This window comes from Sporomusa intestinalis, from assembly GCF_055383785.1.
The window spans coordinates 4516793-4538798 of the sequence record NZ_AP042390.1; the positions used below are offsets into that span (position 1 = coordinate 4516793).

19 protein-coding genes are annotated in these 22006 nt (G+C 54.2%); all 19 read right to left on the reverse strand.

Translation table 11 applies throughout. From position 1 onward, the window contains the following. Window positions 1-20: 20 nt before the first annotated feature. Window positions 21-581, reverse strand: coding sequence for a hypothetical protein (locus ACZ481_RS21045; protein ID WP_464767293.1), 561 nt, complete (start codon window positions 579-581; stop codon window positions 21-23). Between the two features lie 189 nt (window positions 582-770). Further along, a complete protein-coding gene (locus ACZ481_RS21050; protein WP_464770672.1) occupies window positions 771-1409 on the reverse strand; it encodes a sigma-70 family RNA polymerase sigma factor in 639 nt (212 codons plus the stop codon). Between the two features lie 52 nt (window positions 1410-1461). After that, the gene (locus ACZ481_RS21055) at window positions 1462-5799 is read right to left on the reverse strand and encodes a translocation/assembly module TamB domain-containing protein (protein WP_464767294.1); all 4338 of its coding nucleotides are present in this window, start codon (window positions 5797-5799) and stop codon (window positions 1462-1464) included. Between the two features lie 163 nt (window positions 5800-5962). Further along, window positions 5963-7309, reverse strand: a complete 1347-nt coding sequence (locus ACZ481_RS21060) for a TolC family protein (RefSeq protein ID WP_464767295.1) — start codon at window positions 7307-7309, stop codon at window positions 5963-5965. 105 nt (window positions 7310-7414) lie between these two features. Further along, window positions 7415-8686, reverse strand: coding sequence for an MlaD family protein (locus ACZ481_RS21065; protein ID WP_464767296.1), 1272 nt, complete (start codon window positions 8684-8686; stop codon window positions 7415-7417). Continuing rightward, entirely contained in the window at window positions 8683-9441 is a 759-nt protein-coding gene (locus ACZ481_RS21070) for an ABC transporter ATP-binding protein (protein ID WP_464767297.1), read from the reverse strand. The genes ACZ481_RS21065 and ACZ481_RS21070 overlap by 4 nt, the downstream gene beginning before the upstream one ends. 21 nt (window positions 9442-9462) lie before the next feature. Then, window positions 9463-10233 (reverse strand): MlaE family ABC transporter permease, encoded by a 771-nt coding sequence (locus ACZ481_RS21075; protein WP_464767298.1) that lies wholly within the window; start codon window positions 10231-10233, stop codon window positions 9463-9465. Window positions 10234-10424: 191 nt separating this feature from the next. Beyond that, window positions 10425-12251, reverse strand: a complete 1827-nt coding sequence (locus ACZ481_RS21080; protein WP_464767299.1) for a SpoIVB peptidase S55 domain-containing protein — start codon at window positions 12249-12251, stop codon at window positions 10425-10427. A gap of 83 nt (window positions 12252-12334) precedes the next feature. Beyond that, a complete protein-coding gene (locus ACZ481_RS21085; protein ID WP_464767300.1) occupies window positions 12335-12649 on the reverse strand; it encodes a biotin/lipoyl-containing protein in 315 nt (104 codons plus the stop codon). Between the two features lie 64 nt (window positions 12650-12713). Beyond that, window positions 12714-14141, reverse strand: coding sequence for a phosphodiester glycosidase family protein (locus ACZ481_RS21090; protein ID WP_464767301.1), 1428 nt, complete (start codon window positions 14139-14141; stop codon window positions 12714-12716). A gap of 123 nt (window positions 14142-14264) precedes the next feature. Continuing rightward, window positions 14265-14663 (reverse strand): rod-binding protein, encoded by a 399-nt coding sequence (locus ACZ481_RS21095; protein WP_464767302.1) that lies wholly within the window; start codon window positions 14661-14663, stop codon window positions 14265-14267. A 155-nt stretch (window positions 14664-14818) separates the two neighbouring features. Then, window positions 14819-15940, reverse strand: coding sequence for a flagellar basal body P-ring protein FlgI (locus ACZ481_RS21100; RefSeq protein ID WP_464767303.1), 1122 nt, complete (start codon window positions 15938-15940; stop codon window positions 14819-14821). 20 nt (window positions 15941-15960) lie between these two features. Then, on the reverse strand, window positions 15961-16545 hold the full coding sequence (locus tag ACZ481_RS21105) for a flagellar basal body L-ring protein FlgH (RefSeq protein ID WP_464767304.1): 585 nt from the start codon (window positions 16543-16545) through the stop codon (window positions 15961-15963). Between the two features lie 19 nt (window positions 16546-16564). Continuing rightward, a complete protein-coding gene (flgA, locus tag ACZ481_RS21110; RefSeq protein ID WP_464767305.1) occupies window positions 16565-17539 on the reverse strand; it encodes a flagellar basal body P-ring formation chaperone FlgA in 975 nt (324 codons plus the stop codon). A gap of 9 nt (window positions 17540-17548) precedes the next feature. Further along, window positions 17549-18331 carry a flagellar basal-body rod protein FlgG gene (gene flgG, locus ACZ481_RS21115; protein ID WP_464767306.1) on the reverse strand — a complete coding sequence of 261 codons (783 nt, stop codon included), beginning with the start codon at window positions 18329-18331 and terminating at the stop codon, window positions 17549-17551. A 283-nt stretch (window positions 18332-18614) separates the two neighbouring features. Continuing rightward, window positions 18615-19352 (reverse strand): flagellar basal-body rod protein FlgF, encoded by a 738-nt coding sequence (gene flgF, locus ACZ481_RS21120; RefSeq protein ID WP_464767307.1) that lies wholly within the window; start codon window positions 19350-19352, stop codon window positions 18615-18617. A gap of 117 nt (window positions 19353-19469) precedes the next feature. Further along, the gene (mreB, locus tag ACZ481_RS21125) at window positions 19470-20498 is read right to left on the reverse strand and encodes a rod shape-determining protein MreB (RefSeq protein ID WP_464767308.1); all 1029 of its coding nucleotides are present in this window, start codon (window positions 20496-20498) and stop codon (window positions 19470-19472) included. Window positions 20499-20772: 274 nt separating this feature from the next. After that, complete coding sequence (gene spoIIID, locus ACZ481_RS21130; protein WP_144351525.1) at window positions 20773-21033, reverse strand: sporulation transcriptional regulator SpoIIID; 261 nt, start codon at window positions 21031-21033, stop codon at window positions 20773-20775. Between the two features lie 110 nt (window positions 21034-21143). Beyond that, window positions 21144-21839 (reverse strand): peptidoglycan DD-metalloendopeptidase family protein, encoded by a 696-nt coding sequence (locus ACZ481_RS21135; RefSeq protein WP_464767309.1) that lies wholly within the window; start codon window positions 21837-21839, stop codon window positions 21144-21146. Window positions 21840-22006 lie beyond the last annotated feature (167 nt).

Here is a 22006-nt window from a genome sequence, read left to right on the forward strand (position 1 = left end):
ATTACCTCCTTATCTATTTGTTACTGTCCACGCAACGATTTTCCGGCTAAACGAATCAGTTTGTTAATCTCCTCAGGCGTCAGAGGCACATCTTGGTTTTGCTTGGTTGATGCCGGCTCTGCCGGCTGCTTCTGCGAGGTATCTGTATGTCCCTGATCAGCGGCAGCCGTGTTGGCCTTAGCTGCCGCTGCCGGTGCCGGCGGCACCGGCGGTGTCGTTACCGTACCGGAAATAGCATTGAGCTGAGCCGGACCCTGCTCAACTAGGGTAGCAGGCTGCGTAACCGGCAGCCGGTCCGGGGTGTTGTGGCGGCTTATTCCCCACATATAACTGGCAGTCATACCGCCGGCGGCAACCACAAATGCCAGGCCGACAGCCAGACTGTGCCGCAGGACAGGGTACCGGTACCGCCAGTAGCGGGACCGGTTGACCTCTTTGGCATGCGTAAGTTCGGCCTGAGCCAAAAACAGGTTCAGCTCACCCCGAATATCACTATCTTTGTCAAAAGCTTCTTCCGCCTCTGACAGCCACTGCTGAGCAGAGTTCAGATGCCTGTTAATATTTTGTTTACAATCCGCCACATTCACCACCCCTATTATAAACATTATTTATAGTCCTGGGAAGGGGCCAGATTTTGGTCATTAGCAAACAAGCAAAAACGGGCAATACATACAATTGCCTCGCTATTGCTGCTTATTTCGTCAGCATTTGACTGATTTGCTCACTTTCTCATAGCCAATCAAAACTGGCGAGAAATGCCCAGCCATTTCTCACCAGTTGCCCATCAGCTTGGACAGCATGCCCCGCAAGCGGCGAATGCCTTGCTTTTGCAGGCGGTACACGTGGGAAACGCTTAATTCCATTGATTCGGCAACCGCCTTGGCTTCGCAATTATCAAGATAAACACTGTGCAGAACCTGCTGCTCCTTGGCCGGCAGACGGTCCATGGCGGTTCGCAGCTGATCAACAAGATAGTTGTGCTCAGCCTGGGCTGCTACCTCCGCCCGCGCATCCACAAGTAAATCGCCCAGCGTGGCCTGACTGCTGTCAGCCGCCACCGGGCTGTCAATCCGGACCAGGTTATTATCCTCCCGGGTCAGGTAGTTAAGCATCCGCCCCCGGATGCGATGCACGGCAAACAGGCTGAAAGCCACACCCCGGGCATGATCAAAGCTTTCCACCGCTTCAATCAGGCCGACGGTGCCTTCCTGGATCATATCAAGCATTGTCGCCTCCGGCAGCTGCCAGCGCATGGCGGTTTTAAAAACCAGGGGCTGGTAGCTCTCGATCAGGCGGCGGCGGCAGGCCAGGTCGCCGTTTTTTTTGTAGCCCTGCCACAACACCGCCTCTTCTTCCGGCGTCATGATCCGGATATTTTTTAATTCAGCCAGATATTGACTGAGTATCATTTGTATCATTCCTTTACAGTAACCGGAATCTGGTTGCTATTCGTCTCTATTTTTAAAAGGCAAATCTGGTCTCTATGGTCAGCCGCGTTTCGGCACTACCGCCGAAGTAACCGCCCAGCCCAATGTTTTTGGTCAGGTCATAGCGGAAGCCGACACTGCTGTTATCCTGATCAAGCCCCATGCTGTAGCTTATGAGGAATTTATCGGTAAGGTACTTGCCAATCTCGATATTATACCCCTGGAACTGGTCGGACTGGCTGTTCCGCGCCTTTCTGCTGCCGGTATCAAAGAGGGACGACCGGACCAGCCGGAATTCATCAAGTCCCAGCTTATCCTGCAAAGCACCTTCAATCTCGGCAATAAAGCGCATTTGCAGGCCCGCATCGAGCAGGCTGAGCAACTCATCCCGCCCAAAGGTGCTGTCATTATCGCTGCCGTCATTTTTCGTGAAATAACCGCCGCGCAGGGTTAAGAGCGACATGATTTCCTGCTGGCTCATCGCCGGCTCTGAGGTTAATTTAAGATCCATCTCTGTAGCCGGGCCGTTAATCGCCAGATGAATCCGCGTGCGGGCGAACTTGGATTCCGCCTCCAGTCTGATGACCGGCACGATCGAGCCAAACTGGGTAAATTCGGCACTGCCGCTCAAGATGGTAAAGCGGTTTGTCAGGTAGCGCACCGTACCGCGCCGGACCTCGATCCGGCCTGACGCGGCGGGTCTTTTCAGCGACCCGTCAATTTTAATCTTGCCCGCTGCCAGGAAGTCATACAAATACGGGTTATACATACGCACTTTGTCGCCAACAACCACTTCAATATCCAACCCGGCATTAAAGGGCAATTCACCGCTGTCCGGCATGGCCGGAATATCGACGGTGGCATTGTCAACTGTCACTTTGCCGGCAATAAACGGCCGCGAGTTTTTGCTGGTTACCGCTAACACCCCGTCGACCGGGCCGGCAAAATATTTATGCTTTACCCCCAGCCGGTTTAACGTCAGCATGAGGTTGTAGTCATCAAGCGTTAAGCCGTTGATCCGGGCCGACCCGCCCAGGGAGTAGGAACCGCCGCCCATTTCCCCGTCAAAGGCGTTTATATTTATTGTATCATCTTTAAACTGAATATCAATCCCTACTTTTTGGATAGGGTCCGACAGGGCTTTCAGTTTAACTGTGCCATTGGTCACGGTTAAATGGCCATTCAGAGTCGGCTGGGAGAGGGTGCCGCCGACCGCGATCTCACCGGTGGTGGGGCCTGTGGCCCAGGCAACCTCTTTCGTCAGCATCGGCAGTATCCTGAGGTCAGCATTGTCAAGCCGCAAATTCAGGTCCATGGCATCGGTCCCATCAGCCTGGCCCCGGCCCTGGCTGTTCAGAGCCTTTAACGGCACAACGCCGTAAGCGCTGGCTTTGTACGGCCCCCGCGCCACAAACAGCTGATTGACATGGATGCTGCCGCTGTTATAGATGAGCAGGCCGTAGAGGTTATCAAATTCGGCATTGGCGATACTGCCGTTTTGCACTTCCAAAGACACCGACACATTCGGGTCGGCGGTCACGCCGCTGGCCTGGGCAGTAAAGCTAAACTTGCCGGTAGTCTCAACCGTTGTATCAAATAACGCGGTCAAAATGCCGGTATCGATGTCCCGCCCGCCAATTTCCATATCGATCTGGCCGTTTAAGTCAGCCTGCCCCTGGGCGGCCAATACCCCGTCAAGGCCCTGTCTGGCCATCAGCTTATTGACCGAAATGACCTTATTCCGGAGTTCGGCATCAATGTCAACCGTATCAAACAGGTATTCTTTAATTTTCCCCTTGGCTATCGAACCCCGCAGCACGACATTTGGGTTGCTCATACTGCCGCTTAAAACGATCTCCCCATTGAGACTGCCGCGAATGCCGCGGTCAGGTACATTGGCAAGCGCCAGAATCCCGGCCAGTTCCCCGCCTTCGACCCTTAATAAGCCGTCAATGCCATGAGTTCTAATGTCAACAGCCCCGCTAAACAGGTAACTGCCCTGGCCTTGGGTAAAACGCAGTTCTCTGATGTCTGCCTGCTCATCTTCATAACTAAGCTCGGCGTAGATATCCTTCAGTTCCTGCCCGTTGGCCAGCACGCTGCCGGCCGTCAGGCGGCCGCTGACCGCCGGACTGTTCAGGCGGCCTGTTACCTGGCCTGTCAGGTTGAAAATGCCCGATACCGGGTAGGGATACTCCAGTTTCAGCCTGGCCACATCAATATTTTCCGCTGTCACCCCGAAATTCAGGCTATCGTCGGCAGCCACGGTGCCGGCTAGATTAATTCTGCTATTAAGGGAGTCGATCATCAGATTATTTATGGTTATAACCCCGTTCTCCCGCTGATAGCTGCCTTCGGCACTGGCAATTAGATAACCGGCAAAACTGCCTTCCGATAATTTCAGTTTGCCATATACCGCCAGGTTATCCAGCGGGCCGCTGATTGTCATTTCCTGCTCCAGATTACCGGTCAGGGGCAGGTCGGGCTTAATGATCCGGACCAGGGTTTCGGCCCGGGCCGACCGGGTTGCCAGCGTAAGCTGCACCTCCGGCTGCGCCCCGGCCAGGACTACCTGGCCGGCCAGTTCATGGGCAACCGCCCCGTCATTCAGGGTCACCTGTTCCAAGGTTATCAGGCCGGGCGAGGCGGCGAGACTGCCGCGGGCCTGCCCCAGCTGTTGCTGATTAACCGTCAGGCCGTCCGCCTGAAAGGCCAGCCGGAGCTGAGGCCAGGCAATTGTCCCTGTTAGCTCCCCGGTAAAACCGGCTTTGCCGCCAACCCTGACATTTTCGCCTGCCGGCGCAGACAGGGCTGCCAGCTCAATCCCGTGGCCCTCTAAGGTGATAGCCAGCTTATCGTCCGTCATCGTTCCCTCGGCGGTAACAAGGCCGGTGGGCAAAATCAGATCATAGTGTTTAATGGCCGTAACATTGCCGGTACGTTCGACAATGGCGGTCATCCGGGTATAAGGCAGCCCCTCCAACTGACCGTCGGCCAGGGAGAGTACGGCGGAACCGCTGACTGACTGCCAGTTGCTGCCCTGGCCGCCGGCAGTTACCGTCAGGTCCCCGCTGCCGCTGACAGCAAGCGGCAAATCTTTGATGGCAGCCGTATCAATATGGCTGGCTGTCAGTTGCACCTGATAGCGCTCGGTGCCTGTATCAACCTGTCCTTGCCCGCGCACCTGACCGCCCAGCGCGTGGGTGGTAAACTCAGCAACTGTTACTATTTTGTCGGCATAGCTGACCCGGGCCCGGCTGTCCTGCAGGCTGTAACCTGCAACCTCCAGCCTGTCCGGCGCCGCCAGCTCGGCGGTAACCACCGGGTTGGCCGGCGTGCCGGTCACGGCAGCCTGCAAGGAAACCTTGCCGGCAAGGCCTGTAACTGGCAGCTTGTCGCTAATGGCAGCCAAATCGACACCTGTTGATTCAACCTGAAGGTCAAACACCGGCTGGTCACCGGCGATCCCAATTTTGCCGCGCACCGCCACCGGCTGGCTGTTGACCAAGGCATTGCCGCCAAGTATGTAGATATAATTATTGGTAAAGCTTACCCGCCCCTGCGCCTTTTCCACCGTGAATTCCCCGCTGGCGGCGGCGATCCGGTCCATAACAAACTCACCGGCATAACTTAACCCGGTCTCATTTCTGGCAATGGTAATATCGAAGCCTGTAAGCAAACCGTCAGTAAAATGCAGCGGCGCGCCTGTCAGCAGCAACTGCTCGTAGGCGGCCGGGTTGATGCTGTCGGCCTGGATTGTCAGCGACAGGCTATTTTGGGCAGTATTAATAAACCCTTCCACCCCTAAGGAAGAATGATTGTGGTCTGCTGTCAGTTTTAAGGCAATTTCCCGGCTGTCTTTGACAGTAAGGAGGCCGTCAACAGCCGCCAGCCGCCACTGTCCTTTGCGGGCAGTGACAGTAAGGAACCCCTGTTCAATGACAACCTTGCCGTTGAATACCGGGCTGTCCGGCTGGGTTTCCTGTTTTAAAAATTCGATATTCCAGGTGCCGTCCGCGCCTTCGGTCAGGTCGAGCACCGGCTGGGTAAGGGTGATTTTCCGCAAGGCATCCAGAGCCGTTTGACCGCGCGCCAGGCTGAGCAGGCTGTAATCCACGGTTACCTGCTTAATAACGGCCATATCGCGGCCTTGCTGATCCAATATAATGACATCATTAACAACAGCGGTTGTCAGCCCAACCGCCTGCAATTGTCCGATGGCAACCTGCGTGCCCAGGGCCTGGGTGAGTTCAGTTACCAGTGTATTCTCAAGCTGGGCAAAAACAGCCCGGCTGTGGGTGGACCACCAGCCAAAGGCAGCCATGCCAAGTGCAAGCAAAAGCACTGCTACGAGTGCGGCTTTGGTTCGCATATTGTGCCTCCCTGGCATGTTTGATATCTATGTATTTCGACAGCAGACCGGGTTCTCCTTTTTGTTTTTTTTGGGATTTTATTTGCTTTTGCCCGGTTCCGGGAAGGCTCTGTCAACAGGCAAAAGGCAGAACCGGAAAACCAGTTCTGCCTTCGCTATTGCTTTACTCTACGGTTATACCCATCGCCTTGTCAAGTTTAGCCCGGCTGGTGTTATAGTCATACATAGCCTGGACATAGTCGGTTTTGGCCGAAGTCAGGGCCACCTGGGAATCAATAACATCAAGGTTTGTGCCTACACCGGCACTGTAGCGCACCTGGGCTATCTTATAATCCTCTTCCGCTTTGGTAACGGCTACCTTACTTGTCTCGATGCGTTTCTCGGCTTCCTGCATGTTGAGATAGGCCTGACGGACTTCCAGCTGCACGCTGTCCCGGGCCTGGCGCAGCTGCTCTGACGCCTTGTCAAGACCGGCTTCGGCCCCTTTCACCTGCGATCTGGTAACGCCGCCGTCAAACAAATTGTAGCTGGCATTAATGCCAACAACCCAGTTATTGTTATCGGTGCCGGGAAAGTCTTTATCATTCCATTTCTCGGACGCCGTAGCGGCAATGCTAATCTTATTGCCGCTTTCAGCCACTCTGATGTCCGCTTTGGCAATATCCAGATTAGCCGCTGCCTGCGCCAGGTCAGGGCGGTTGGTCAGGGCGGCGCTGATACACTCTGCCAGCGACTTATCATATTTGGCATAATTCAACTCTTCCTTAAGCACAAGCGGCGTGTCGAGCGGCAGGCCAATCACATTATTCAGGCTTGACACCGCCAGTTCATAGGCATTGTTCGCTTTGATCAGGCTTTGCTCGGCACTGGCTTTTTCCACTTCGGAACGCAGCACGTCCGATTTAGCCACAGTACCGGCATTATATTGGGCCTCCACATTTTTCAGATGGGCATTGAGGCGCTCCAGCGACTCCTCGCTTAATTTGACTAGATTGCGGGTCTGCAAAATGCTGTAATAGCCAGTCGTTGCGTCCAGCTTGACCTGCTGCTGCGAATTGGCAACCCCCAGGTCGGAAACTGTAAGACCCAGTTTGGCTTTCTCAATGGTGCCTTCCAGTTTGCCGCCGGTGTACAGCGGCAGGGTCAGGTCGACACTGTTGGCATACCTGTTATTAATGCTTTCCGCAATGGGAACGGTAAAGGGCTGCTGGTTAGTATCATAGCCAATGCCGACGGAAGCGGCGCTCTTGGTGCGGGTGGCATTGTGGGCCAGCGTTACTGACGGCCCTTTAGCGGCTTTGGCCATCTTTACATCCCAGCCGGCTTTATCCAGTTCGGATTCGGATATTTTTATCGCGGGATTGCTGTTAAGAGCCATATCAATGGCCTCATCAAGTGTAAGTTCTACAGGCGCGGCAAAGCCTGGCAGAGCAGCAGCTGCCAGCAAGCCGCCGGTAATCAAGGCCGACATGCGTTTGGCTAGGCTGCCAGATAATCTAAATTGTGCCATAAAATACTATGACCTCCTTGATGTTATCGCTTTTCAGGATCTGACTGTTCAGTCAGTTACTTATAATTATATGTCCAAGCCCGGACGGTGTCAATGCCAAGGTGATTAGAATGACCGCCGGACGCCGAAATAAGAGGCTTTATCCTCCCGCTTGTTCAGATCGTCGGTCTGACCGACAAGAAAGGTGTCAGGTGCCACCTCATACTGGGTCCGCAGCTTGACCCGCACATCATTGGGATCATAGACATCAAGCGACAGGCGCAATTGACTGCCCATTTTGGCATCAACCCCGACCCCGGCTTTGCCGTCAACCACGCCGAAACGCTGATCAAAGACCGGGCCTCTTTTGCCCAGCTGGAGGTTTAGCTTGCTGTCTTCGCCAATATCACTTACGCCAATGACGGTAAAATCGCCGGGCCCGGTATTAACCGTAATATCGGCATTGCTTTTGTATTTATGGGTATCGGTGTTATACAGGGCTTCCACGTTTGTTTCTGTTTCTATCGCCGCCACCTGGCCCAGCATCTTATTGGCCTTGGCGCTGGCATCACGGGCATTCTTCAGGGTTTCTTTGACATTCTGGGCTGTTTCCGGATCTGTTACCACGCCTTCCAGGGCGGCTGCCATTTTCTCCACCCGGCTGCTGGTTTGTTTCAGGGCCGTAATGGTTTCCCGCAATTCAACAGCAGTCTTGCCGTCATTGTCGACAGCAGCCATCATTCTATCCACCCGGGCGGCAGTATCCCTAAGGCTGCCTGACATGGCCTTCAGATTGGTGACGGCGGCGGTCACATCCCCCTGATTTTGTTCAGCCAGGATGGCCAGCGTAGCCGTCAGCCTGTTTAGATTGGCCGTAATCTCCCGGGTATTTAGGGCCGATTCCTTCAGGGCTGCTCTTACTTTATCATCGGCCAGGACGTCATTAAGGGCCTTAACCAGCGTCCTCACCTCTGCCAGCACCTGATTGGCCGATACCATCAATTCATCCATGCCCTGGGGACTCTCGCCATACACTCTGGTATGGGGGGCTAAAAAGCCTTTGCTCTCCCGGGGCGGCATAATATTAATATATTTTTCCCCTAATAAACCGTCAGACCCGATTGTCAGCGCCGAACCTACCGGTATTTCCACCCCGGGATTCAGCATAATGTCGGCCGCCACGCCGTCAGGCAGAACCTGCACAGCGGTAACCTTGCCGATTTCAACACCGGCATAACGGACAATATTGCCCGGCTTCAAGCCGCTGACCTGAGCAAAAACAGCCTGAATCGGATACCCTTTGTCACCAAAAGTAATGCCGCTTAAATAGGCAAACATTCCGGCAAGCAGCAATAGGCCGGAAAGAGTGACTGCGCCGACTTTGGCCTCGGTATTCATACCCTTCCCCTCCCTTTACGCTCCGGCAGGACGGTCGCCCCGCGGATAAATTTAGCCACAACCGGATTTTCCGACTGTTTGAAGCTCTCCGGTGTACCGCTCTCAATGATGCTGCCGTTATGAATCATGGCGATCCGGTCGGCAATCCGGAAAACACTTGTCATGTCATGGGTCACGACGACCGAGGTGGCATCGATCATTCGCCTGGTACTGACAATCATCCTGTCGATCGTGTTGGCCATAATGGGATCAAGCCCGGCCGTAGGCTCATCATACAGGACAATATGCGGATTAATGGCAATCGCCCGCGCCAGGCTGACCCGTTTTTTCATACCGCCGGACAGCTCGCTCGGCATGGCGTTTTCCTGCCCGCGCAGGCCTACCATGCGCAGTTTGCGGCGTACTGTCCGCAAAATCTCCTCTTCCGGCATGGTGGTGTGCTGCCTGAGACCGAAGGCCACATTTTCCCCGACGGTCATCGAATCAAATAAAGCGGAATACTGAAAAACCATGCCCATCTCCAGCCTGACCCGGCCCAGTTCATCCTCGGTCATACCGGTAATCTCCCGGTTATTGACCCAGATCTCCCCGCTGGTTGGCTTCAGCAGGCCGATGATGAGCCGCAGCAGGGTGCTTTTGCCGGAACCGCTGGGTCCGATAATCACCATAATCTCCCCTTGTTCAATGGTAAGGTTAATGTCCTTGAGTATTTGCCGGCCGCGGAAGTCTATATTAACATGAATGAGTTTGATCATAATTTAACCTCAATTATTTCTTTACCGGTATAACAGGACAGATAAAAAATAGTTGCTGACAAAAATCAGAATGATCGATAAAACAACCGAACCGGTTGTGGCCTGCCCTACACCCTCAGCCCCCTGGGCGGTGGTCAGTCCTTTATGGCAGCCAATCAGGGCAACAATAACCCCGAAAAACATAGCCTTGACCATCCCGCCGATGATATCGTGGGGTATGGCAAACACCTTAATTGAATTAAAGAAAGTGAAGGGACTGATGCCGGCATAGTATTTGGCAATCATATAGCTGCCGAAAGTCCCGATAACATCGGCAAAGATAACCAGTACCGGCAGCATCACCATACAGGCCACCACCCGGGGCACTACCAGGTAGGCAACCGGGTTTACGGCCATGACCCGCAGGGCATCGATCTGCTCGGTAACTTTCATGGAGCCGATTTCGGCCGTAATCGCGGCCCCCACCCGTCCGGCGAAAACCACACCGGTTAGAACCGGCGACAGCTCACGGGCCATGGCTACCGACACAAGCCCGCCAACCGAGGACTGAGCCCCGTATTTCACAAATTCAAAGGCGGTTTGCACCGTCATGACCATGCCGGTAAACAGCATAGTCAGTAAAACAATGGCCAGTGAATCGGCCCCCAGATGCGCCATTTGCCGAAACAGCAGGGTAGTGTTCAGCTGGCGCAGATGAAAAACAGTCTGACTCAACAGGATTAGCACCTGCCCCACATGCTCTAAAAAACTTATAACAATTCGCCCGGTACGGGTGAATAGCTGATTAAGCATAGACCTGCTCCTTAACCCTTATTCGGCTTAGTTGATCTTTAGTAGTATTCAATATTTATTTCTAATTCCCTGCTGCAGGCCGCTTTTTTTACCTGCCTCTATTTTCCTTGCCCGCCTGGTGCTGCCGGGATAAGGCCGGAACGATAAAGGATAAAAGCCGCACTCATGCGGCTTTTATCCTCGATAGCAGTTTATTTTGTAATATTCACCATGACCTGCGTGTCACCATCAATAATATAGTCGGTTGTTACATACACTTTTTGTTTGGCCTCGTCGCCTCTGGCCTGTTTGGCCGCCTCACTGCCGGCAGCGGTGCTGTTGGACGGCTTCATGCCGGTTGTTTCCGGTAATGCCGGGCTGGGAGCAGTCTCAAAGGTACCGGCAAGCGGTTTCACATTTTTACCGGCATTGCCGGCGGCGGCATCAGGCATATTCATTGCAATGGCCTCAACCACGATATCGTTATTCCGGTCCCGGTTAGCGAGTTCCTGGACGGCTTCCGCCAGGGACGTGGGCCTGGCCTTGAGCATGAATAACTTGCTTAGATCCTGTTCCGCCCCGGGCCGCTGGCCAACGATCTGGGCAATAGAAACCATCCCGCCGCCCCGTACAGTCAGCATCAGCGGCCCCGGCTGCTGCTCCTTGGGCACAGTGTAAGTGACATATTTGGTCAGCGGTTCGCCGCGAAACGGTTTTATTTTCACCGCGATATCCACCTTGTCGCCCGGTTTGGCGGCCGCTGTATTGGTTTTTGCTTCAAGAATAGTCGCTGTCCGCCGCTCGTTGTCAATAACCACATTGACCTTAACATCCATGATACTGACAGGGGTAAACTGGTTGCCGCTCAGCAGGGCCAGGGCTTCATGCACCTCAGCGATTGCCAGTTCGCCAATATTGCCCTGCGTGTAAAACATATTCTCCCGCGCCAATACCTCGCCGGGTATACCGGCAGCACTGATCTCAAAGCTGATCCTGGCTGTGCCGGAACCAACCCGGTCGGTGGTTTTTTCAATGGCGTTAAACACGCTGACCGCCGACAGGGTCGGCGCCAGTTCCTCATCCTGCACCACCTGCGCCCATAATTCGTTGGTACGGCCCAGGTTGTTATCGGTAACCGTAATCCGGAGCGGTACTATATTGGGAAATTGGCTGATTGTCCCGGCAATGCCGGCCCCTCTGTCCTGGTTAATCATCCCGATTGTTTCTGTAGATGTACCGACCTTAAAAGAGTTTTCCAGACCGCTGATCGTGGTGTAAACCTCGGCATCGGTCAGAAAATAGTTGACTTTGCCTTTTTTCAGGAAAGGATGGCCAAAAGCCAGCAGTTTATCGCCCTCAACATAGGTTACTGTGCCTAACGCTCCCAGGCTGATATCCCCCCGTACCAGTTGCAAACCGATGGTGCTGCCTGGCTCAACGGTTTTATTATAAACAATCCCGTTATTGGCATCAGCCATGGTGCCGCTCACGGCATAAGGGGTCAGATTATAGGGCTTAAGCTTGTCTGCCAGCATCTTCAGCGCCTGGTCACCAAAACCGGCGGCCATTAAGGGTGTGCTGACTGCGTTGTCGTCCAGAGGAACTGCCGGCGTCTGCAATTCTGCCTGTCCGCCGTTCAACTCCCATAATTTGAGCATGTCGGCAATCGGGGTTACCATCCCGACCTTATGATCGGTCAAGCCCCAGCCGAAAGCGATGGCGCCAATCAGCTTGCCGTTAATATATACCGGACTGCCGCTCATGCCCTGGGCAATGCCGCCTGTCCGCTCAATGACATCGCCATAGGTACGGACAAGGATCAGATCACCGGACGGTCCTTTTTGTTTCATTACTCCCAGAACTTCCACACCAAACTCTTCAATCTGACTGCCTGAAACAACAGTTTTGGCTGTTCCATGCATGCCCTTGACAACCTGCTCAACAGGCATAAATTCAGGCGCAGCTTGCACATAGCCAATCGGCAGCATAATCAGTAACACCGCCAGCGCGGTCAGGCAACGCCTTAGAATATTAAACATATGTTCATCCTTCCATGAAGAAGATTAGGGCATAGCATGTTAGCCTTGCAAAATAATGCTTCCCTGTCATAGGTAGTACTGCCCTACCGCTTAAGCGGTTCAATCCTGACTAAAACATCACCGCTTTTGACTTTGTCGCCCGGCTTTACCAGCACTTCGCGGACAGTGCCGTCGGTGTTGGCACGGACTGCGACCGCCGGGCCGGTCAGGGTATTAACATAAACCAGTATATCGCCTTCCCGGGCCAGGGCCCCGGGAGCCACCAGGCCATTGGCCACAACAGTGCCTGCCAATACACCGCGCTGGTCAACCGTCTGGCCTGCTGCCAGTACCCAGGCTACGGCACCGACAATAACCAGCAACACGGTAATGACCATGATACTCTTTTTATGAACCATACAGAAACACCTGCCTTTGTAGTTTGCTATAGAGGTTTCTCCCCTTTATTATAGCGTATTTTTCTTAATTAGCAACACGGCTTGCAATAATTGCCAATGCGTCGCCGACCCGCCGTTCACGCCGGTCTGAGGGCCTGTTGATGATCTTGCCGTTTAATACCATCTCACTGGAGCCGCCGCCATCAAGATTCATAGCATCCTGCGCTCCCAGTTCCTGCATAAAGAGCGCCAGCTCCAGGAGCGTCATCCCGGTACTGAGCTCCTGCCGGCCGTCAACGACAACCACCAGCAGCTTCCCGTCGGCCTTGAGGCCGATTGCTGTCCGGGGAGCGCGGCCGCCGGCCACATCGGAGCCGAATTCTTCAATTTTAGTTGTTAAAAACACGCTGTTATTTTTAACAAGCATGGGTCCGGCGCCTAAGGCATGGCTGGTTTTATCCCACACCGTCCCCAGCGTCTGCTTCACCTCGACCCGGTCGCCAATGGCCAGACCGGCCAGACGGCTGGCGGCGGCACCGTGGGCGGAAAGGACAAAGCCGGCCGGCGGTATCGACGAATTGCCGGTATTGATGGCAACCACCTCGCCGTTGACAACTACATATTCGCTGCCGAAATCATTACAGCCGGTCGCCGGGGCATAAAAAGGATTGTAAAGAACAAGCTCGTTTTCCCCCCGCTGCCTGTTAACGCCATGTATCATCACGGTCCCCGCATCGGGCAATACAACCTGCCCTTCATAGTGAACCTGATCAATAAGCATCCGGCCGTCAGGCATAATGCCAAGGGCTGTGCGGGGCAGTTCAGGCGTACTGACAATTTCGCCACCGATCTTAAGCAAGCCGATAATCGTCCCGTCGGCCCCAAAATAAGAGCCATTGACAGCAGCTACCGCCCCGGCCCGCTCAGCCATCGGCAGCAAGGGTTCCAGCCCCTTGATCATTCCATTGGACAACACAGGCTGGACCGCAAAACCGGCCTGCAGGTCGACCTCAAGGATATGGGCCCATAACGGACCGCTGGCCTGATTTCTCAGCCAGGATGTATAGGTCAGGCCCGGTGCCGGTTCTTCCACCTGTTTTTGCTCATAGTCTTTAATAATATCAACAACCAGCCGGTTGGGGTCTTTCAGGGTAAATACCTTGTACAAATAGGGAGTTTTCAAATCGACAACCGCTCTGAGCTTGCCTGGCTCAGGCGCGGCCAGGCGTATCCTGGCTACAGTCGGGTCATTGACACTATATTGGGCGACACCTTTATTTACAACCCCCGGCATATCAATAACCAGCCGGAGCGGATTCTCCAGCGTCAATACTTTGTATTCCGGCAAGGCGGAGACATCAAACACAATTCTGACTTTCTCCACACTCTGGCTGAGCCTGATTTTGCTCACTACCGGTTCAGCCGCAGCCCAGGCAGCACTTGGGAGCAGCAGTACAAGCAGGAAGCAACAGGCTGCAAGCAGTGATTTTCTCAGCCGCAGGCAATTGAACATGAAACCACACACTCCTTATGATAAAGTAGCGAAACAGACCTATGCAAGAAAAGACTTGGCTTGTGCCAAATCCTTGCGGGACGACGCCCATTAAGGTATAGTCGGTAGACAAAAGAGGCCAGGCTATCGAGCCTGGCCTTTAACAGAACTTTTACTCAGCTGGCGGTACAGCATGTCGGCCAAGCCCATCCCCCCGGCTTGCGCCATATTTTTGGTTAACTCCGTGTCCAACAGCGATTGCATCGTTTCTTCGCCTGCTGTATCGCCCATGAGCTTAGTTTTAGGCACACTGGCCCGCATTCTCGTCAGCATCATGTTCAGGAAAACCGCTTCCATCTCCTGGCAGGCGGCCTTGAGCTTAGCCTCTTCACGGCCTTTTGCCGGCACAGCTCCCGCCAGCCCGGAGGTTTGAACCGCTTTCTCCAGCCTGGCGGCAAAAGCTGCGCCCTGGCCGGGTACCGCCGCCCCGCCGCCGGCAGGAATGGTGGTGGGCTGTATAAGATTGTTAGGATTTATTTTCAAAATTCACTCACCCCTTATCAGTATAGGCCCGCAGCTGGCTAGAAATGTCCAGCTGCGAGGCGCGACGAGGACGTGACCGCAGTCGTACTGGGAAGTACGTCGGAGGGAGCGCCCGCAGGAGCAACAAAGCAGATGGGCGTTTATAGCCTGCTGCTTTACATGATCTGCAGCTCGGCGTGCAAAGCTCCGGCCGCTTTTATGGCCTGCAGGATGGAGATAATATCGCGGGGTGTGGCCCCTACGGCATTCAGAGCGGCCACTACGTCGCCGACATTGGCTGAAGCCGGCAGAACAATAAGTCCGGCTGGTTCTTCCCGGGCCTCAATGGTGGTATCGGTGGTGACAACGGTGTTGCCGTCAGAGAAAGACGGCGGCTGGGAAACCTCTGTCGACTTGCCGATCTTGACAGTAAGACCGCCCTGAGCGACAGCCACCTGATCAATCGTCACATTGCTGCCAATCACAACCGTACCTGTCCGTTCGTTAATAACAACCTTGGCAACCGTATCAGGCATAACGGCCAGTTCCTCCAGGGCCGCGACAAAACCGACAATATCCTCAGTATAATAATACGGAATATTAATAACTACGGTACCGGGATCTTTGGCCACAGTGATCGGGCCAAAACGCTGATCAATGGCCGCACTGATCCGGTTGGCAGTTGTGAAATCAGGCTGGTTAAGCGCCAGAGTAATCCGGCCGTTCTCTTTATCCGCAAAAGGCATTGGTACTTCCCGCTCCACTAAGGCGCCGGCCGGAATATTAGCGACAGTCGGAAAGTTTTTCTGCTGGCTGGAGCCGCCGGAGCCAAAAATGAAACCGCCGGTGGACACCGGCCCCTGGCCGACCGCATATACCTGGCCATTAGCACCCCGCAGCGGGGTTTGCAGGAGCGTTCCTCCCTGCAGGCTCTTGGCGTCGCTCATAGAAGAAACGGTAATATCGATGGTGTCACCTGGTTTGGCAAAAGGCGGCAGCGTGGCGGTAATCATAACGGCAGCCACATTTTTCGGCTTAATCTGGGACGAGTTGATGACAACGCCAAATGATTTCAGCATATTGGCAATCGATTGCAGGGTAAACACACTTTTATTAGAATCGCCGGTACCAGCCAGCCCCACCACCAAGCCATATCCGGTCAGCTGGTTGTTGCGCATGCCCTGCACCTTGGACACATCCTTAATCCGGGTACTGACCTGGGTTGGAGCGGCCAGGGCCGGAACCGTTATGCTTACAGCCAGTACGGCGGTCAGGAAGATTGCTGTTAATTTGCGCATATTTCCTCCCTTAGTCATCCTTAAAATATAAAGTTGAAGATCTGGGTCAGAATTCCCTGTCTTTGTTTGCTTGCCAGCGGGCCCTTGCCTTCAATTTTAAGCTGGGCATCGGCAACATTGCTGGACAGCACCGTATTGTCGGCCGTAACATCTTCCGGCCTGACAATACCGGTGATGGTAATTTTCTGTTCATCACTCAACTGCTTTATCGATTGCGTGCCGGAGATAACCAGCAGCCCGTTCGGCATGACTTCAGTTACCTTAACCGTAATCCGCCCGGTTACCCTGTTGCTGTTGGCCACCGATCCCTGGGCCTTAAAGCTGTCGGATGAGCCGCCGCTGACCGGATTAATAAAGGTCAGCAGCCCCACACCGGCATCCAGGCTGGTGCTGGCCGATTTCGAATTGGACGCGTTGCCTGTCCGGCTGGCACTGGAAGACTCACTGATAACAATGGTAATAATATCACCGACGGCATGAGCCCGGAAGTCGCTAAACAGGCTGGCTGTCGGCGCCGCATCCAGCCACAGGGAATTGGCCTGTACAGGCAGGACAGGCTGAGACATCAGAAAAAGTAGTAACAGACAACCAATAAGCTTACCCATCCTCAGGACACCTCTTTCGCTATATCTGCGCCAGGACCGTTGTTTCATCTATAATCCTGGCAGTAATTACCTTGCGGGAATTGGCGTTTTGCACCCGGATCGACTGGCCTTCACTGCCGCTTTGCAACGCAATGCCCGGCGCACTCACTTCAATGCCGCCGCTGTGGGCAACAATCCGGACGGTTTTTCCCCGCTTAATCAGTAGCGGTTTTTCCAGTACGTTCTCGCTGAGCGCCGTTCCCGGCGACAATTGCCGTTTCACAGCCAAGCCCATTATTTTATCAGGATCGGTAAAATATCCCGGCGGCATACGCCCGATATCGCGGCGCTCAAAGATTATATTGTCACCACTAATCAGGTCCCGGGGGGCAATGGCCCGGCTGGCAACAGCCACCTGCTCATATTTTTTTATGTCAAATCTGACCCTGACCGAGGTATAAGGCTGTCCGGCCAGGTTAAGGCCGATTTGTACGGTTGTCGGCGCATTATATTTTACCCCATAGGGCAGGTCAAAACTAAAGCCCACAGCCCCTGGCGGCACCAGGAGATCCTGCGTCTGCCCCACCGGCAGGAGCTCAATATCGCTGCCGGTAAGGTGTTCCCGCAGGTATTGGGCCGCCAGAGAGGTAAGCCGTTCACCGGTAATGACCTGAGACAGGGCGGTTACTCTGAACTGCGGCGGCACCTGCCAGGCAAGACCGGTCAAATCGTGACTGGCGTTATGTAAGCGGATTGCTAACAGTTCTGCGGAAAATAGTATGCTCTGCCCCGGCGCCGGCGTCCGCCCCAGCCGGATTTGCTGCAGGCCGGCAATCCGGCCGGCATCGTCGCCGCTGAAGCTGGCAATGTCCCCGAGGGTAAAAAACTGGCCTGTAACCTGCGATTCAGCGGCAACCGTAATGGTCAGCCCCTGGGCCCTGGCGCTAACGCCGTTAAATAATATACCGGCAACACATAGGATCACCATGGTAAGCCGGTATAATTCATTCTTCATTGGTTATTCCTACCGTTTGAGGCTGGCTGCCTGCCCCAGCATATCATCAGCCGTTTGGATGGCTTTGGAATTGACTTCATAAGCCCGCTGGGCCACAATCATGTTTACCATTTCCTCGACCACCTGGACATTGGACATTTCCAGATATTGCTGGGCCAGCGTGCCGGCACCGTCATCGCCGGGGTTGCCTACTACCGGCACCCCTGAGGCCTCGGTTTCCCGGGCCAGGTTGCGGCCCATATTTTCCAGGCCGGCGGGATTAACAAAGCGGGCAATGGTGATCTGCCCGATCTCCTCTGTGCCGGCAGGTGTTGTTGCGCTTACCAGGCCGTCGGCAGAAATAGTCAGCCCTGTTGCATCATCGGGTACCGTAATCTGCGGCTCCAGCGGATAGCCTTCGGCCGTAACCATGCGTCCCTGGGAATCCTTTTTAAAAGAGCCGTCACGGGTATAAGCCAGCGTGCCATCGGGCATGGTGATCTGAAAGAAACCTTCGCCCTCAATCGCCAGATCATAATCATTACCGGTACTTTGGAAATTGCCCTGTCCGTATAGCTTCTGGGTAGCCACCTGGCGTACCCCATGGCCGACCTGAATTCCTGTCGGCAGCTGGGTATCAGGGCCGGTGGCCGCACCAGCCTGGCGAATCGTCTGATACATAAGATCCTGAAATTCAGCCCGGCCTTTTTTGAAACCGGTGGTATTCACGTTAGCCAGGTTATTGGAAATGGTGTCAAGGTTGGCTTGCTGGGCAACCATCCCCGTGCCGGCAGTCCATAGTGCTCGAAGCATAGTAATGACCTCCATTATGATTTTTGTTGCCTAACCGGCCGCGTCAGTCGGTCAGCGGCCAGGGGCTTCCGCTAAGTCCGGCCCCAGGCAGTTATTTTTTTGCTTAGCTATTGGGGACACTAGTGACTTGACCATGTTATATTTTAGTTTTAGGGCGAGACAAAATGGCAAAGGGCAAGGAAGCACCGACGACGCATACTGGAAGGGGTCTGCTAGGAGGGGCTGACGCCGCCATTTGTCATTTTGGCCGTCATCAAACTAAAAAGATAATGTGGTCAAGACACTAGACTTTCCCCACTTCATTGACAGCCTTATCCAGCAACTGATCGTGAGCCTGTACCGTTTTGGCGTTTACCTCATACGCCCGGTAACCGGAGATCAGGTTCACCATCTCAGCCACAATATTGACATTGGATTGCTCCAGCAAGCCTTGCATGATCTTGCCTGTCGCCGGTTGTTCCTCCTGCTCGGTCCGGTAGAGACTGTTGCCTTCTTTTATCACCTGGCGGTCATCGGCAAACGTCACCAGTCTGAGCTGGCCGGCCTCAGCGCCGTCAACAGTGATGCGGCCTGTTTCCTCAACGGAAATTTTTCCCGCCGGAATGGCAATGGCGCCATTTTGTCCCAGAACCGGAAAGCCTTCGCTGGTTACCAGTTCGCCCTGGCCGCTGCGGGTAAAGGCCCCATTTCTGGTATACCGGACACCGGCCGGTGTTTCCACAGCAAAAAAGCCCTGGCCGTCAACGGCAAAGTCGAGCGCATTGCCAGTCGGGCGAATGGCCCCGGCGGTTTGGATGGTCGCGATCTCGTCGATGACGCTCCCCAGCCCCAGCGTGCCGATGGCCGGCACTTCCGGCCCGTCATTAATGCGCTGGATTAACAGGCTGGCAAAATCCTTGGCTATGGCGACATCCTTTTTATAGCCGGTGGTATTGCCATTAGCCAGGTTATTGGCAATGGTATCTGTTCTGGTTGTTTCCGCCACCATCCCGGAAGCCGCAGTATAAATGCCTCGAATCAACGGGCTTCACTCCTTAAAGAATCTATCGTACTAATTATATCGTAATGATTGGTGGTTTTCTTAAGACAAGATTGCCATACAATTGTCAGGCTGCCAATCTTTCGCCGGTGGGGCGTATTAGCCCGCCAGCGTGCCTTTTTTCAGTGTTGTCAGGGTATCCTGCAGGCTTTCCAGGGAGTCAAGGGCTTTACCGGTGCCTAAGGCAACACAGGACAGGGGGTCTTCGGCCAGATAGGTAGGAATGCCGGTTTCCTGATTAATCAATGTATCCAGACCGTGAATCAGCGAGCCGCCGCCGGTCATGACAATGCCGCGGTCCACAATGTCTGCCGCCAGTTCAGGCGGTGTTTTTTCCAGGACGGATTTGACGCATTCAACGATCAGCGCCACTGGTTCGGCCAAGGCTTCCCGTGTTTCCGCCGAACTCATGCGAATGGTTTTCGGCAGCCCGGACACGAGGTCCCGCCCCCGGATCTCCATGCTTTCATTACGGCCGTCGGGGTAGGCAGTGGCAATGGCTACTTTAATCTCTTCCGCCGTACGTTCGCCAATCAGGATGTTATATTCTTTTTTGACATGCCGAATCAGCGCTTCATCAAATTTATCGCCGCCGATCCGCAGCGATTCACTGACAACAATACCGCCCAGGCTGAGTACGGCCACATCGGTTGTGCCGCCGCCGATATCCACCACCATCGCCCCGCAGGGTTCGGCAATCTCCAGACCGGCCCCCAGGGCAGCCGCCAGCGGTTCTTCAATCAGATAGGTTTTACGGGCCCCGGCCTGCATAGCCGCCTCCAGCACCGCCCGTTTTTCCACTGTTGTTACGCCGGAGGGGATACATACCATGATCCGGGGTTTAAAAAAGAAGTTCTTGCCGGCAACTTTTTGAATAAAATGCCTGAGCATGCTTTCTGTAGTGTCATAGTCGGCAATGACCCCTTCGCGCAAAGGCCTGATGGCAATAATGTTGCCGGGAGTCCGGCCCAACATCCGCCGCGCTTCTTCGCCAATGGCCAAAATCCGGTTGCTGTCGCGGTCAATGGCAACCACCGACGGCTCCCGCAAGACAATCCCCTTACCCTTTATGTATACTAAAACGTTGGCAGTTCCCAGGTCGACGCCAATATCCATGGTTCCAAACATGTAGAATCCTTAGCCCCTTTCCAAATCATCGTGCCCGCCTCTCCCTGTCCAACTGTCCGGACCAAAACAAGAAGCCTATTGCAAGATAAATACAAGTGATGTACGTATTCTACAAATATAATTAAATTCCTCTATTTTTCGCTGGTACAGATTATGCAACTTTGCCAGGCCGGTCCCAAAAACCGGCGGGAAAAGCAAAGGCGTTTTGCCTGTTAAAAGAAAAACAGAAGCAAGAAGGCCATGCTCTGCTCCCCTTGCTTCTGTTTGTCTGTTTTTATTCTTCCTCTTTTTCCTCTTTGTACTTCTTTCTGGTAGCCTCACCACCGCGGATATGCCGTTCTGCCTTATTCAGTTCAAGGATATTTTTCACCTTGGCTGCCAGCCGCTTGTTAATCTCAGGAAGACGTTCAATCATATCTTTGTGAACCGTGCTTTTGCTTACCCCAAAGACAGTAGCAGTCTGACGTACGGTATGCTTTGTTTCCATGATGTGGTTGCATATATCCAACACCCTTTTGCGAATATACTCTTTCATCCGGCCTCTTCCCCCTCGCGCCCGTCCTTTTAACCCTTTGCTAACATGTATATGCGGAGGAAAAGAAAAAATGACCTTACGCAAAGGTCATTCCTATTGGGAAAGTTAATTTAATTAATGAGATCCGGAAACAGCTCCCGGGGATCGATGCGAGTGCCGCTGCTGCCCTGGACGGCCAGATGCAGATGTGGTTCCGGTTCACTGGCGCTTATTCCCATCGAGCCGACAGGGCTGCCTGCTTTTATCCTTGTATTTTTGTTGACGGCCACACTGGCCAGAGATCCATAATGCACCGTGTATCTGCCGCTCTGCACAGCAACGGTTAAACCATGCTGCTTATCAGTATATATTTCCACCACTTCCCCGCTTAACAGGGCCGGTACAATCTGGCCTTCTCCACCGCTGATGTCAAGACCGTTATTATACCGCCAGTCCTGGTACAGGGGATGGAACTGCCAGCCGAATTCCCGGATCACGGCCCCGCGCCACAGATCCTGAATGGCCTCATGGCCGACCGCTGTAGCCTGTTGACCAGCTGCAGCCGCAGACAATTCGTCAGCAGGCGGCTGGGGGCCGGCAGGCAATTGGCTGATCGAAACAGCAGGCAAGGGTGGTTGCACTGACGGCAGGGGCTGGACAGGCTCTGACACCGGCGCTGTTTTCGCTACCGGTGGCGTAGGCGCCGGCTCCAGGGTGGTGGCAACCGCAAATACCAGCAATGCCGCTATCGCCAGCAGCCCCCCTGCGGTTAAGACCTGTCCTACGTGGCCGGACCGGGTCAGTTTTGCAAATATTTTTCCAGGCATATCATCCATCACCTCATGGATATTATGCCCAATTTGCCGCTAAATAATCCTGGTTCGGCCTAACGGTTCAGTGCGCTGCCCCTATGCCTGTGAATACAGGCGGGAGATTTTCCGTACTCCTGCTTGTCGCCGGGCAGCCAGCCTCCGGTATGCCGCTTCCGTCGCCG

Coding starts and splice junctions, on each gene's coding strand:
- mreB (WP_464767308.1), bottom strand. CDS start 20,498: ATGTTTGGAACCATGGATATTGGCGTCGACCTGGGAACTGCCAACGTT.
- flgA (WP_464767305.1), bottom strand. CDS start 17,539: ATGAAGAATGAATTATACCGGCTTACCATGGTGATCCTATGTGTTGCC.
- ACZ481_RS21060 (WP_464767295.1), bottom strand. CDS start 7,309: ATGGCACAATTTAGATTATCTGGCAGCCTAGCCAAACGCATGTCGGCC.
- ACZ481_RS21055 (WP_464767294.1), bottom strand. CDS start 5,799: ATGCGAACCAAAGCCGCACTCGTAGCAGTGCTTTTGCTTGCACTTGGC.
- ACZ481_RS21070 (WP_464767297.1), bottom strand. CDS start 9,441: ATGATCAAACTCATTCATGTTAATATAGACTTCCGCGGCCGGCAAATA.
- spoIIID (WP_144351525.1), bottom strand. CDS start 21,033: ATGAAAGAGTATATTCGCAAAAGGGTGTTGGATATATGCAACCACATC.
- ACZ481_RS21100 (WP_464767303.1), bottom strand. CDS start 15,940: ATGCGCAAATTAACAGCAATCTTCCTGACCGCCGTACTGGCTGTAAGC.
- ACZ481_RS21050 (WP_464770672.1), bottom strand. CDS start 1,409: ATGATACTCAGTCAATATCTGGCTGAATTAAAAAATATCCGGATCATG.
- ACZ481_RS21065 (WP_464767296.1), bottom strand. CDS start 8,686: ATGAATACCGAGGCCAAAGTCGGCGCAGTCACTCTTTCCGGCCTATTG.
- flgG (WP_464767306.1), bottom strand. CDS start 18,331: ATGCTTCGAGCACTATGGACTGCCGGCACGGGGATGGTTGCCCAGCAA.
- ACZ481_RS21085 (WP_464767300.1), bottom strand. CDS start 12,649: ATGGTTCATAAAAAGAGTATCATGGTCATTACCGTGTTGCTGGTTATT.
- ACZ481_RS21135 (WP_464767309.1), bottom strand. CDS start 21,839: ATGCCTGGAAAAATATTTGCAAAACTGACCCGGTCCGGCCACGTAGGA.
- ACZ481_RS21075 (WP_464767298.1), bottom strand. CDS start 10,233: ATGCTTAATCAGCTATTCACCCGTACCGGGCGAATTGTTATAAGTTTT.
- ACZ481_RS21090 (WP_464767301.1), bottom strand. CDS start 14,141: ATGTTCAATTGCCTGCGGCTGAGAAAATCACTGCTTGCAGCCTGTTGC.
- ACZ481_RS21105 (WP_464767304.1), bottom strand. CDS start 16,545: ATGGGTAAGCTTATTGGTTGTCTGTTACTACTTTTTCTGATGTCTCAG.
- ACZ481_RS21080 (WP_464767299.1), bottom strand. CDS start 12,251: ATGTTTAATATTCTAAGGCGTTGCCTGACCGCGCTGGCGGTGTTACTG.